This window comes from Halomonas bluephagenesis (genome assembly GCF_054790765.1).
Genome location: NZ_CP133631.1, coordinates 2,459,568 through 2,473,228, shown reverse-complemented (window position 1 = coordinate 2,473,228; position 13,661 = coordinate 2,459,568). Strand labels below are relative to the sequence as shown.

Genomic DNA, 13,661 nt, shown 5'->3' with positions numbered 1-13,661 from the left:
GCAGGCAGGCACTTCCGCCTTATGCAGGCACACTGCCGTGGGGATCAATGACGAATTTCTTGGCGGCTCCGCCATCGAAGTCGGCATACCCTTGGGGCGCCTGATCCAGGGTGATCATCTGTACATTTACCGCATCGGCGATCTTAACTTTACCGAATAGGATAGCCTGCATCAGCGGGCGGTGATACTTCATTACCGGGCACTGTCCGGTATGAAAACTGTGGGATTTGGCCCATCCGAGGCCAAAGCGCATGCTCAAAGCACCTTGCTTGGCGGCATCATCAGCGGCACCGGGGTCTTCGGTCACATACAGGCCAGGAATACCGATTTGGCCGCCCGCGCGAGTTAGCGACATCGCCGAGTTAAGCACGGTCGCGGGTGCTTCTTTACCATGGTTGCACCCGCAGGCGTGGGCTTCGAAACCGACACAGTCGACAAAGGCATCGACTTCACGCTCGCCGAGAATCACCTCAATCTTATCGGCCATATCGCCGTCCTGGGTCAGGTCAATGGTCTCGCAGCCAAAGCTTCTCGCTTGGGCTAAACGGTCTTCGACCATATCGCCGACAATCACACAAGCCGCGCCAAGCAACTGAGCAGAAACTGCCGCCGCCAGACCCACAGGGCCAGCACCCGCAATATAGACAGTACTGCCGGGGCCAACACCAGCAGTAACGCAACCATGGAAGCCGGTGGGGAAGATATCGGAAAGCAGGGTTAAATCTTTGATTTTCTCCATCGCTTGATCGGTGTCCGGGAACTTCAGCAGATTGAAGTCCGCGTAGGGAACCATGACATATTCGGTCTGGCCACCCACCCAGCCACCCATATCGACATAGCCATAAGCAGCCCCCGGACGAGAGGGGTTCACGTTAAGGCAGATGCCGGTACGGCCTTCTTTACAGTTACGGCAGCGACCGCAGGCAATATTAAACGGCACAGAGACTAGATCGCCGGGCTGGATAAACTCGACGTCGCGGCCACACTCGACCACCAAGCCGGTGATTTCGTGACCCAGCACCAAACCGGATGGCGCAGTGGTGCGGCCGCGCACCATATGCTGGTCGCTGCCACAGATGTTGGTGGTGACGACTTTAAGAATTACGCCGTGCTCACACTTTCGATTACCGATGGCGAGCTCAGGATAGGCAATAGATTCGACGGCGACTTCACCCGGCCCTTTATAGACCACTCCGCGGTTGGCTGCATTCATGGCTAGCTCCTGTTGTTTATTGTTGTGCGCTTGATGGTGGATTGCGCTTTCCCACCCTATCCCCTCCGTGCCTAAGGACTTACCCCACAAAGGCACTCACATATCTATTCAAGACATCCTAGTCAGGACGAATAGCTAGAGGTCGCTTTCACGACACTCTTCCCCTGAAACAGGCCCAACAATTCGCTGTGTCGGCGATGCGGGCGCATAGCCGATATCTAACAATAGCTACCAAGGACATCTAATGAAGAACAATGACGATCCTGTCCTGTCGCCCGGACAGGACAATACTCAGATAATGGGGTTAGATTTTCATAACCCCGTATTCCCACTCTCCGCTCTCGCCATTCTGCTATTCATTCTTTACGCTCTTATTTACCCGGATGCCGCTAATACGCAGCTTGGGCTTGCAAAGAACTGGTCAATTGAACACTTTGACTGGCTGGTTATGATTGCAGGCAATACCTTTGTGGTGTTCTGCCTCGTACTGATCTGCTTGCCACTCGGGCGAATTCGTTTGGGCGGCAGCGATGCCAAGCCGGAGTACTCGCGCACCTCCTGGTTCGCCATGCTATTTGCGGCGGGCATGGGTATCGGCCTGATGTTCTGGAGCGTTGCTGAGCCGGTGGCCTACTACACCAACTGGTACGGTACGCCCCTAAATGCCCCAGCAGGTACCTCGGATGGCGCCAGTGCCGCCATGGGCGCGACCATGTTCCATTGGGGGCTGCACCCCTGGGCAATCTACGCAGTCGTCGCACTCTCGCTGGCGTTCTTTGCCTATAATAAGGGCTTGCCACTCACGCTTCGCTCCGCCTTTTATCCACTTCTAGGTGAGCATACCCGCGGCTGGGCAGGCCATATCATCGATATTCTTGCCGTGCTCGCCACCATTTTCGGCCTCGCCACCTCGCTCGGCTTTGGCGCTACCCAAGCGGCAGGTGGGCTCGCCTACCTGTTCGGTATCCCCAACACTATCGGTACCCAGCTGGCGATTATCCTAGTGGTCACGGTGATTGCGCTGATTTCGGTATGGCGGGGGATCGACGGTGGCGTAAAGCTGTTCTCAAATATCAATATGATCATCGCGGCGATACTGCTTCTATTCGTTGTGATAGCAGGCCCGACCCTGATGATATTGACTGGGATTGGCACCACGACGCTAGACTATGTGAGCCACCTTTTGCCGCTGTCGAACTGGATTGGCCGCGACGATGACACTTGGTATCACGGCTGGACCATCTTTTACTGGGCGTGGTGGATCTCCTGGTCTCCGTTTGTCGGCATGTTTATCGCTCGCGTATCGCGTGGTCGCACCGTTCGGGAGTTTCTAATTGCCGTGCTGCTGGTGCCAACGCTAGTCACGCTGGTTTGGATGAGCGCCTTCGGCGGGACAGCGCTTTTTCAGGCAACTAACGGCGTAGGCGAACTGGCCAACGGCATTGGTGATGTCTCGCTAGCCATGTTCCATATGCTGGAACAGTTGCCTCTCACCAGCATAACGTCAACACTAGCCATTATTCTGGTGTTGGTTTTCTTCATCACTTCATCAGACTCCGGCTCGTTGGTAATCGATAACATCACGGCCGGTGGCAAAACCGATGCCCCTAAGGGCCAGCGTGTTTTCTGGGCCGCACTTGAAGGTGTCATTGCGGGTGTGCTGTTGTATGGCGGCGGCAGCACCGCGCTCAGTGCACTTCAGGCGGGCGCAGTAGCCACAGGGCTGCCCTTCACACTGGTACTATTAATAATGTGCGTCAGCCTTTATGTAGGCCTTAATAAGGAGTGGCGACAGCTTAACGCGATACCCAAAACCGCTAAGTAATCTCCCCCGCAACCGCCCGCCTAACCAGCAGGCGGTTGTCCTCGTTTACCGACCAGGAACTAAGACAATGCAGTCAAATTCTTACCATCGCGGTCTGGCCATGGTGATACTGGGTGTGGTGTTTCTCAGTTTCGACGGTCTGCTGATCCGCCTAGCCAACACCGATGGCTGGACCATCGTATTCTGGCGTGGTTTTTTGATGTTCTGCGTACTGGGAGTCTTGTGCTGTGTGGGTAGTCGATTAGGGACGCTGAGAAGCCATCCGTTTTCGTCACTCGCCTCAGCGCTGCTGCTGGGTCTAATGTCGAGCCTCTTCGTGCTAGCCGTGATGAACGCCAATGTGGCCAACGTGGTAGTAATACTGAGCACAGCGCCACTGTTTGCCGCACTGTTTTCACGAGTTTTCCTACATGAAAAGGTGCCGCTAAGAACGTTGTTAGCCATTGCCGTCTGCATGTTGGGTATGGGGTTGGTGTTCTTGGGCGAGGGAGCCATGGGAATGCTGGTGGGCAACCTGTATGCCTTAACGGCCGCGGCCGCCATCGGCGGGAACCTGCCCTTGCTCCGCCGCTATCCAGCCATTGACCCCATGACGGTGATTGCCGGTGGCGGACTGCTCTCAGCGGCAATTGCTCTGCCCATGGCTTCGCCGCTGGCGCTTGATGCCGAGCGTTATGGCGTGCTGGCACTGATGGGGCTAGTGCAGATGCCTCTAGCCACGGTGCTGATCAATAGCGCCACCCGCTACCTGCCATCTACCGAGGTGGCACTGTTTTATCTGGTGGAAACCGCATTGGGTACACTATGGGTGTGGTGGCTACTAGGCGAGACGCCGACGGCATCAACGCTACTGGGCGGGGCCATCGTCATTACGGTGCTAGTGCTACACGCTTGGATGGGGTTACACCTGGAAAGACAGCGCCTGCGGCTTTATCCAGGCTTTGCTGGCAAATAGCGCCATCAGAAAGCCCGCCAGGAAAGGCGGGCTTGAACAGCGATTAAATGTTTAATGACCAAGCAGCTTCAGCGCAGCACGTCCTCTTCCTTGAGTAGCTTGTAGATCGCCTCGGCGCCCTCTTCGGGGGTGACGTCGGTGAGCACTTGCCCGCCCTTGCCCTCGGCTTTGGAAGCCGCCGCTTTGAAACGATCTCTGGCTGAGGCGGCTTTAATGATTTTCAGACGCTTAGGCCGTTTACGTGCGGGGCTCAAGTGCCACTGGGCCAACTCACTGTCGGCTTCAGAGGTAGTGGGCGCCACCGAGAAGCTGGCTCGGCGAGCCGGGCCGAAGGCGCTCTGACGCGCCGCCGGCGCTGCTTCATCCACGCTGATGATGGCGGGCAAGCGCACCTTGAGACGGCGACGCTGGCCCCGTGGCAACGCTTGAAGCAGCGTTATCACACCATTCTCCACTGTCTCTATCGACGCCAAGCTATTCACTAACGGCCAACCGAGATGCTCAGCCAACGCATAGGGCAAAAGCCCAGAACCTTCTCCGCGCTCGGCCCGGGCACCGGTGATCACTAGTTGGGGCGAGGTAGCGGCTAAATGTTCCACCAGCGGTAGAATGGCATCGCTGCCATCGGGCTGCTCCAGCAAGGTCATAGACTCAAGCCCCATACCAACGCCTGTGGCCATACCCAAGTAACTGCGCAGAGCTGCCTCGCTGTCGACATCCTGAGAACCAGCGTGCAGTACGTCAATCCGGCTACCCGGCAGTTCTGCTTCCATGGCTAGAGCAAGTTCCAGACCCCGTGCATCCTGCTCGGCGCGCCTCGCACGACCGGTTGTGGGGTGACGGCCTATGGAGACCAGCACCGCCACGTCGATACCCGGCTTTTGTTGTTTTTGCTGTTGTTCAGGCCGCATCGCGCTGCCCTCCTCGCTGCTGTTCCACCATCGCCACTAACGCAGCAAGAATTTGCGTGCTGTCGCCTATCACCGCCAGGTCTGCGCGTTTGATCATGTCGCACCCCGGATCGAGATTGATGGCCACCACCTTGTCGCAGCGCTGAATGCCCTGCAGGTGCTGGATAGCGCCTGAAATCCCCACCGCCATATAGACTCGGGCGGTTACCCAGGTACCGGTCGCGCCTACCTGCCGGTCGCGGGCCATAAAGCCGTCGTCTACCGCAACACGCGAGGCCCCTTCGGTAGCGCCCAGTACTTTCGCGGCATGATGGAAGGCGTCCCACTGTTTAACACCATTGCCACCAGAGAGGATGAACTCAGCCTCGGCCAACGCCACGCCAGCGGGATCCACCGCCACCTGACCCAGATCTTCAATGCGCGATAGAGTGGTGGGAATGGACGCTGCCAAGGTCAGGTGTTCGGCCGCATGTCGGGTCTCGTCCACCGGTTCGGCGCACTCGGCCAACGCCAGGGCAACCCGTGGCAGAGGGCGCTGGATATCCAAACTTCCAGCGGCGCCACGGGCAGTGCACTGCCAGCCCAGAGGTGCCTCATCGTCAGCTTCAATCTGCCACACCCCTGTAGCAGCGCGTTCACCCAGGCGTAAGGCAAGCCGCCGCCCCAGATCAGCTCCGCCTAGGGGTGAATCCGGCAACAGCCAGAAACGCGGCGTCATCTCCCGTTCGACGGCACTTAACACCGCTAACCGTGCCTCGGGAGCAAACCCAGCGTAAAGCTCATCATCAAGATGTACGACGCGATCAATCCCAGCTTCGCCCAGCGCTTGCTTCTTAAGCTCGCCGCCCCACTCGCCTTTATGCTCACCAAACAGGATCGCCACCACGGCGCCTGGCTGTTCGGCGTCGGCATCCGCCACGCGTCTGGCTAGTCCCAGCAGATCCTTATCATGGCTAGAAAGGCGTCCACCGATCAGGTCAGGTACCCCGGCCACTAGAAAAGCGGGCTGATCAATAGTCACTGTACGGCGGCTATCGCTAGCCACGGCGGTTGCCGCGCTGGAATGCCCTCCTTGCTGGAGGCCGCTACGATCAATTCGTTTAACGCCATTGGGGCCGATAAAGCCAATAGCGCGAGGATTCTTACGCACCACGCCGTTGGGCCCCACCCATTCGCTGACCGCTCCGCCGCCCCTGTTTACACCAAGAGCGGCCAGCACCGCGGCGTTGTCGGGGTGCAGACGGTTTCGGGCGATCCACTCACGACGTGGGTCGCGGCGAATAATTTCACTCATACGATCACCTCTTCAGCAGTCGTCGCTGTAGCGGTTCGCCGGGATACGCCAGACACATCATCAGCAGGACGCTCTACCAGGGCATCGGCTACCAGTTCAGCAATATCGCGCACTTCAGCGCTAGCATCCACCACGCCTTCCAGCATGGCAGTACACTGTGGACAGCCCACTGCCACCAGCTCGGCACCGCTCTCTTTAACGTCATTCATGCGCATATCGGGAATTCGTCGCTCACCAGGAATATCAGTGATTGGTGCCCCGCCGCCGCCACCGCAGCAGCGCGAACGAAACCCTGAGCGCTCCATCTCGGCAACTTGGATGCCCAGCGCTTTAAGAACTCGCCGAGGGGCTTCGTATTCACCGTTATAGCGTCCCAAGTAGCATGGGTCGTGATAAGTAACGCTGCCACCTTTCCAGGGAGCAAAGGTCAGCCGTCCGGCGTCATACAATTCCGCAATAAAGGTACTGTGGTGACGCACCTCGTAGTTGGCATTGCGATCGGTGCCCCCCTGCCCCTCTTGAAGAAAGTCGCCATACTCATTGCCCAGCACATGAAAACTATGCGGATCACAGGTGACAATCTGCTGGAAGCGATACTTGGCCAGGGTGGCAATATTGCGCTTAGCCAGGGACTGGAACGTCGCTTCATCGCCCAATCGTCTTGCCACATCACCGCTGTCGCGCTCTTCAGCACCTAACACGGCGAAGTCTACCTCGGCTGCACGCAGCACTTTAACCAGGGCACGTAGGGTTCGTTGGTTACGCATATCAAAGGCGCCATCCCCCAACCACAACAGCACATCAACCTGCTTTAGGTCGGCCATTAGCGGTAGGGTAAGATCCGCCGCCCAGTTAAGCCGTGAGCCTGGGTCGAAACCGCCGGGGTTGTCGGTGGCAATCAGGTTGTCGAGCACCTCGGCACCTTTATTGGGTGTCTTGCCCCGCTCCAAGGTCAGGTGACGGCGCATATCGACAATCGCATCCACGTGCTCAATCATCATTGGGCACTCCTCGACACAGGCACGGCAGGGCGTGCACGACCAGAGAGTCTCAGCGTCAACCAACGCCTTTCCCTCTTTCATAACAACAGGCGCCACGATAGGCGCATGGGGAGCGCCTTGATGCTCTCCTACCGGCTTACCGGGATAAGGAGAACCGGCATAGCTAGCATCGCTACCACCAGCAAAACCCACCACCATATCCTGAATCAGTTTTTTAGGATTGAGCGGTTGGCCAGCAGCAAACGCAGGGCACACCGCCTCGCAACGACCGCACTGCACGCAGGCATCGAAGCCCAGCAGCTGGTTCCAGGTGAAGTCGGCAGGCTTTTCCACGCCCAAAGGTGCCGCTTTATCCTCAAGGTTCAGTGCTTTAAGCCCGGTTGACCGGCCGCCACCAAAGCGCTCGGCACGACGGTGAAAGGCGAGATGTAAGGCGCCAGCGAAGGCGTGCTTCATTGGGCCTCCCCAGGTCATGCCAAAGAACATTTCGCCCAGGCCCCAAACTACGACGCCCGCCAACACCAGCGCCAGAAGCCAGCTACCGCTGCCTTCTACTAACCCTTCAGGCAACAAACCTACTGTGGGCAGTGTGATCAGGAAGACGCCTATCGAAAACGCCATCAGGCTCTTTGGCAGCCGCATCCAGGGGCCCTTGGAGAGCCGTGCAGGCGGGTTAAGCCGCCGACGCGCCACGAACAGGCTACCGACGAACATGGAGGTGCTAGCCAGTAACAGCAACCCGCCTAGCAATGGGTTGGCGATACCAAGACCATGCACTAGGATCATCAGCACGGCGCCAGCCCCGAAGCCCCCGGCGGTGGCTACGTGGGTATTGGAGATCATTTTGTCGCGCCCCACGACATGGTGCAGATCCACCAAATAGCGGCGCGGCAGGGCCATCAACCCCTGGAGCAGGTTCACCCGCGAGGGGCGCCCCTGACGCCACAAGCGTATACGGCGTACGGCACCGATCACCGCTAAAACCAAAGCGGTGAAAATCAGTATCGGCAAGAGCGTTTCGAGCATGGTACTCCCCTCCTTTTAGCCGTCAGAAGTCCTTGCAGATTCGCAGGGCGTCGTAGATGGCCGCATGGGTATTACGCGGTGCCGTGCAGTCGCCCAGGCGGAAGAGTAAAAAGCCGTCCCCTTCTTCGCTCAGGCTGGGCTGAGGCTGGATGGCATAGAGCGCCTCCAGATCCACCTGCCCTTTGTTGCGGGACTGCTCTTTGAGGGCGTAATAAAGCGCCTCGTCAGGACGCACGCCGTTTTCGACGACCACCTGATCAACCACTCGCTCTTCCAAGGCACCGGTGTACTCATTTTCGAGCACTGCCACGAGACCGTCGCCCTCGCGGTAGACCTTATGCAGCATCAAGTCAGAGGACATGATCACTTCTTTCTCGTACAGGCTGCGGTAGTAAGTGGGGAAGGTGGTGCCGCCCACCGCCGCGCCGGGCTTGATATCGTCGGTGACGATCTCTACCTTGGCGCCCTTATCAGCCAGATAGTCGGCCGCCGAGACGCCAGAGAATTCGCAGATGGCATCATAAATCAGCACGTTTTTGCCGGGTGCCACCTTGCCTGAGAGAATATCCCAAGTGCTGACCACCAGACTCTCCTCAGCATTCTCCGAATAGCCCCACTCCGGGTGCTGGCTAAGGAAGGGTTGGCCACCGGTGGCGAGCACCACGATATCGGGGCGTAGATCCAGCAAGGTTGCCTCATCGGCACGAGCCCCTAATCGCAGGTCGACTTTTAGGCGCGCCAACTCCAGCTGGTACCAGCGAGTGATACCGGCGATTTGGTCGCGCTGCGGAGCCTGAGCGGCGATAGTTATTTGCCCGCCCAGGGCGTCAGCCGCCTCAAACAGGGTGACATCATGACCGCGCTCAGCAGCAACGCGAGCTGCCTCCATGCCGCCGGGGCCGCCACCTACCACCACGACTTTGCGCTTAGCGCCCTCGGTCTTTTCAATGATATGCGGCAGGCCCATGTATTCCCGCGAGGTGGCAGCGTTTTGAATACACAGTACGTCCAGGCCCTGGTATTGGCGGGCGATGCAGTAGTTAGCCCCCACGCACTGCTTAATCTGGTCTATCTGCCCCATCTTGATCTTGGCGATCAGGTGAGGGTCAGCAATATGCGCCCGGGTCATGCCCACCAAGTCCACGTAGCCCCCTTCGAGAATACGCTGGGCCTGATTGGGATCTTTAATATTCTGGGCGTGGATTACCGGTACATTCACCACTTCCTTGATCCCCGCCGCCAGATGTAGAAAAGGCTCCGGTGGATAAGACATATTGGGGATAACGTTGGCCAGTGTGTTGTGAGTGTCGCAGCCAGAGCCGATGACGCCGAAAAAGTCGACCATTTTAGTGGCATCGTAATAAGCGGCGATTTGCTTCATGTCTTCATGCGAGAGACCATCCGGGTGGAATTCGTCGCCACAAATGCGCATACCCACCACGAAGTCATCGCCCACTTCGGCGCGCACCGCTTTGAGTACTTCCATGCCGAAGCGCATGCGATTTTCGAAACTACCGCCCCACTGGTCCTCGCGCTTATTGACCCGCGGGCTCCAGAACTGGTCGATTAGGTGCTGGTGAACGGCGGACAGCTCGACACCGTCGAGGCCGCCTTCCTTGGCCCGGCGCGCGGCCTGGGCGAAGTCACCGATGATGCGCCAAATCTCCTCCTCCTCGATGGTCTTGCAGGTGGAGCGGTGCACCGGCTCGCGGATACCAGAGGGGGATACCAGGGTCGACCAATCGAAGCCGTCCCAGCGTGAGCGGCGTCCCATATGGGTAATCTGGATCATGATCTTGCCACCATGCTTGTGCACGGCGTCCGCCAGATTCTGAAAGTGTGGAATGATGCGATCGGTAGAAAGGTTCACCGAACTCCACCAACCCTGGGGGCTATCAATGGACACCACTGATGAGCCACCGCAGATACACAGGCCACAGCCACCCTTAGATTTTTCTTCGTAATACCTGACGTAGCGCTCAGTCGTCATACCACCGTCAGTGGCATGCACCTCGGCATGGGCAGTACTGACCACACGGTTGCGGATGGGCAGCTTGCCGATCTCGATTGGCTCAAAGATTGCGTCAAATGCCATGGTTATCTCTCCTCGTACCCAGGGTTAGCGGGCAGCATCGGGCAGCGGTTTGACAGCGAAAACGCCGACATCACAGCCGGGTTCGGCAGCGCTCTGCGTCTGCTCAGCAATGGTGCGCAGCGAACTACCCCGTGCAGCGAGAATTTGATTCATGGCCCCAGCAACCCAGCCAGTGAACATGTACTCGACCTTGCGCCCAACCTTACCCAGTTGGTACACGAAGGCGCTATGTTCTAGCCGCACCTGAGCCGTGCCAGCGTCAAGATCAATCTGTTCGGTAATGAAGTGGCCCCAGCCACGCTGAGAGAGACGCAGCATGTAGTGCTCAAAAACGGCTTCACCTTCGAGGCCATGGCACTCGGCTTCTTTCTCACACCAGTGCCAGGCGCTCTTATAGCCAGCGTGATAGAGGATTTCAGCGTACTTTTCAGCACCTAGCGCCTCTTCGACGGCCACATGGTTGTTGATAAAAAAGTGCCGTGGTACATAGAGCATCGGCAGCGCATCAGTCGTCCAGACGCCGGTTTCACTATCGACTTCGATAGGCAGTGCGGGGGCCAGTTTGGTCACGGGTATCATCCTCTACATCATTATTCTTGGCTAAGGAGCAGGCTTATCCCATCGCTCCCATCAATCTTATGGAGCAAGCGTTTAGGCGCCCCAGACATCCTTGAGGACGCGCACCCAGTTCTCACCCATGACCTTCCTTACCTGAGTTTCACTAAAGCCGCGCTTAAGGAGCGCCTCGGTGAGATTGGGGAACTCTCCGATGGTGCGAATGCCTTTGGGATTAATGATCTTGCCAAAGTCTGTCAAACGACGGGCGTAGCCCTTGTCGTGAGTCAGCCACTCAAAGAACTCTTGACCGTGCCCTTGGGTGAAATCAGTGCCAATGCCGATAGCATCTTCACCAACGATATTCATGACGTACTCGATCGCTTCGCAGTAGTCTTCGATGGTGGAGTCGATGCCCTTTTTGAGAAAAGGCGCGAACATGGTGACACCAACGAAACCGCCGTGCTCAGCAATGAACTTGAGCTCTTGATCGGATTTGTTGCGCGGATGCTCTTTGAGACCGGAAGGCAGGCAGTGGGAATAACAGACCGGCTTTTTGGATTCGAGAATCACCTCTTCAGAGGTTTTCGCACCGACATGAGAGAGATCGCACATAATGCCAACACGGTTCATTTCGGCGACGATCTCACGGCCAAAGCCAGACAGGCCGCCGTCACGCTCGTAACAGCCGGTTCCCACTAGATTCTGGGTGTTGTAGCACATCTGCACGATGCCTACGCCCAGCTGCTTGAAGATCTCTACGTAGCCGATTTGATCCTCAAAGGCATGCGCATTCTGAAAGCCAAAGATGATCCCAGTCTTGCCCTCTTCTTTCGCACGCGTGATATCAGCGGTGGTGCGTACCGGGCGTACCAGGTCGCTACACTCGGCCATCAGTTGGTTCGACTTGACGATATTATCGACCGTGGCCTGAAACCCTTCCCACACCGAAACAGTGCAGTTAGCAGCTGTCAAACCACCGCGACGCATGTCCTCAAGCAGCTCACGATTCCATTTGGCGATAATCAAGCCATCGATGACGATAGCGTCATCGTGCAGTTCAGAGGGGGTCATAGCTAAGCTCCAACATTGATGTATGTAGCGAGCATAGCGCTGACGCTGGGTGGGGCTGCTCTTGGAAACGACGACGGAAATTCCAAAAACGTCATTGTGTCGTGAACACGACAGCTACTTGGGATCTTTTGATAGTTGCAGCAGCGTAGTTTCGATATAAAAAAACGTGCTACCCGACGCTGGGTAGCACGTTCTCATCGTCGGCTGCGTAGGAGATATCAGTCCAACAGTGTCACGCTGGCAAAGGTAGGCTCTCCCTGAGCACACGCAAGTGCCTGCTGAGCGCTTGAGAAAGGCTCATTGGTATTGGGTTCGCCTCCCCACCGCTTGATCAGCGGTGGCGACTTGGCGTGATTATTTCCTTGCCGATCGTGTACCCCGAGGCGCTCATTTCTTGGCGGTACGCCAAAGTATTCACGGTAACACTTAGAAAAATGGGGCGTCGAAACAAAGCCACAAACGGAAGCAATTTCGATGATCGATAAAGGCGTTTGCTTGAGCAACTGTCTAGCGCGCACTAAGCGCAGTTTGAGATAATAACGAGATGGTGAGCAGAGCAGGTAGCGTTGGAACAGACGTTCTAACTGACGACGCGAAACGTTGACATAACGAGCGAGCTCATCAAGTTCGATCGGTTCCTCAAGGTTGGATTCCATCAATGCGACGATCTCCAACAGCTTGGGCTGAGTAGTGCCTAACACGTGTTTGAGAGGGACGCGTTGCTGATCCTGCTCGTTACGCACACGCTCATAGATAAACATCTCGGAGATACCTGCCGACAGCTCGCGCCCATGGTCATGAGCAATCAGGTTAAGCATCATATCGAGCGGCGCGGGGCCGCCAGACGCCGTGAAGCGATCCCGATCAATCGAAAACAGAAAAGTCGTCAGAATGACGTTCGGGAAAGCTTCTTGCATGGAAGCCAAACACTCCCAGTGGATGCTGGTTTCATAGTGATCAAGCAGCCCCGCCTGGCCTAGCGCCCAGCTTCCCGTGCATACCGAACCTAAACGCCTTAGTTGACGCGACTGCGACTGGAGCCAACGCACATGCTCACGAGTAACACTATGCTGAGGCCCCACCCCTCCGCACACAACGACCCACTCCAAGGATAAGGGTGTGTGCATTGAGGCGTCTGGCGTCACCTGCAACCCATCGCTGGCACGTACCGGCAAACCGTCTTGGGTTAGGGTGTACCAGCGATACAGTTCACGGCCGGCCAGTTGATTGGCCATCCGCAAAGGGTCAATGGCTGAGGCCAGAGAAATTAGTGTGAAATTATCTAACAGGAGAAAACCAAGGGTTTGCGGTTCGCCCGCACGATGGAGATTTGCTGTCAGGTCTTTTGCTTTGTCTGATGTTATCGATTTACCCTCCGTCACCTTTAGATCATCAGTTTTTTTTCTTATTAGTATAGGTGGCGCTGGCGTTACTTAGTTTCCCCAATACGGCAGTGAGCACTCACTCGTGCTGGGTGGCATTACTCTTAAGTCGCATTTTGGCACGAATACGCCAAGTAGCGACAAAACCATCTTGCAAACCCAGCGATACGTCGCAAATGCAACACTGGAGGTCGCTCCCGAAACGATTGATAAGTGACCTAAGTTTTGTTTATGGAGAACGCTTTTTGTGATGGGCACTTTATTTCCCGCCGTTTCCTTGAATCCTCCCTTCGTTGCCTGCATATCATGACGTAATCCACTTCAAGCGAT

General features: G+C 56.8%; 10 protein-coding genes. 2 read left to right on the top strand and 8 right to left on the bottom strand.

Annotated features, from left to right (window positions below):
- Positions 1-19: 19 nt before the first annotated feature.
- Positions 20-1,213, bottom strand: a complete 1,194-nt coding sequence (gene fdhA / locus REH51_RS11105) for a formaldehyde dehydrogenase, glutathione-independent (protein WP_009724036.1) — start codon at positions 1,211-1,213, stop codon at positions 20-22.
- Positions 1,214-1,457: 244 nt separating this feature from the next.
- On the opposite strand from fdhA, the gene REH51_RS11100 reads away from it, so the two are divergent.
- Complete coding sequence (locus tag REH51_RS11100) at positions 1,458-3,038, top strand: BCCT family transporter (protein ID WP_498935742.1); 1,581 nt, start codon at positions 1,458-1,460, stop codon at positions 3,036-3,038.
- A 67-nt stretch (positions 3,039-3,105) separates the two neighbouring features.
- The gene (locus tag REH51_RS11095) at positions 3,106-3,993 is read left to right on the top strand and encodes a DMT family transporter (protein WP_498935740.1); all 888 of its coding nucleotides are present in this window, start codon (positions 3,106-3,108) and stop codon (positions 3,991-3,993) included.
- Positions 3,994-4,061: 68 nt separating this feature from the next.
- Here the strand turns inward: REH51_RS11095 and etfB are convergent, their stop codons facing one another.
- The 7 genes from etfB to gbdR form a co-directional block, all read right to left on the bottom strand.
- Positions 4,062-4,904: an electron transfer flavoprotein subunit beta gene (gene etfB, locus REH51_RS11090; protein WP_009724032.1), complete on the bottom strand. Its 843-nt coding sequence runs from the start codon at positions 4,902-4,904 to the stop codon at positions 4,062-4,064.
- Positions 4,894-6,198: an electron transfer flavoprotein subunit alpha gene (etfA, locus tag REH51_RS11085; RefSeq protein WP_498935738.1), complete on the bottom strand. Its 1,305-nt coding sequence runs from the start codon at positions 6,196-6,198 to the stop codon at positions 4,894-4,896. Before etfA ends, etfB begins: the two co-directional genes overlap by 11 nt.
- The gene (locus REH51_RS11080; RefSeq protein ID WP_498935736.1) at positions 6,195-8,225 is read right to left on the bottom strand and encodes a (Fe-S)-binding protein; all 2,031 of its coding nucleotides are present in this window, start codon (positions 8,223-8,225) and stop codon (positions 6,195-6,197) included. The genes etfA and REH51_RS11080 overlap by 4 nt, the downstream gene beginning before the upstream one ends.
- 22 nt (positions 8,226-8,247) lie before the next feature.
- Complete coding sequence (dgcA, locus tag REH51_RS11075; protein ID WP_498935734.1) at positions 8,248-10,320, bottom strand: dimethylglycine demethylation protein DgcA; 2,073 nt, start codon at positions 10,318-10,320, stop codon at positions 8,248-8,250.
- Between the two features lie 24 nt (positions 10,321-10,344).
- Positions 10,345-10,890 carry a DUF5943 domain-containing protein gene (locus tag REH51_RS11070; protein ID WP_498935732.1) on the bottom strand — a complete coding sequence of 182 codons (546 nt, stop codon included), beginning with the start codon at positions 10,888-10,890 and terminating at the stop codon, positions 10,345-10,347.
- Between the two features lie 81 nt (positions 10,891-10,971).
- A complete protein-coding gene (locus REH51_RS11065) occupies positions 10,972-11,973 on the bottom strand; it encodes a dipeptidase (protein WP_498932461.1) in 1,002 nt (333 codons plus the stop codon).
- Between the two features lie 194 nt (positions 11,974-12,167).
- Complete coding sequence (gbdR, locus tag REH51_RS11060; RefSeq protein ID WP_498935730.1) at positions 12,168-13,331, bottom strand: choline metabolism transcriptional regulator GbdR; 1,164 nt, start codon at positions 13,329-13,331, stop codon at positions 12,168-12,170.
- Positions 13,332-13,661 lie beyond the last annotated feature (330 nt).

Bases quoted from the DNA above. Each gene is read 5' to 3' on its own strand.
- fdhA (WP_009724036.1), bottom strand. From the start codon at position 1,213: ATGAATGCAGCCAACCGCGGAGTGGTCTATAAAGGGCCGGGTGAAGTC.
- REH51_RS11080 (WP_498935736.1), bottom strand. From the start codon at position 8,225: ATGCTCGAAACGCTCTTGCCGATACTGATTTTCACCGCTTTGGTTTTA.
- etfA (WP_498935738.1), bottom strand. From the start codon at position 6,198: ATGAGTGAAATTATTCGCCGCGACCCACGTCGTGAGTGGATCGCCCGA.
- etfB (WP_009724032.1), bottom strand. From the start codon at position 4,904: ATGCGGCCTGAACAACAGCAAAAACAACAAAAGCCGGGTATCGACGTG.
- dgcA (WP_498935734.1), bottom strand. From the start codon at position 10,320: ATGGCATTTGACGCAATCTTTGAGCCAATCGAGATCGGCAAGCTGCCC.
- REH51_RS11095 (WP_498935740.1), top strand. From the start codon at position 3,106: ATGCAGTCAAATTCTTACCATCGCGGTCTGGCCATGGTGATACTGGGT.
- REH51_RS11100 (WP_498935742.1), top strand. From the start codon at position 1,458: ATGAAGAACAATGACGATCCTGTCCTGTCGCCCGGACAGGACAATACT.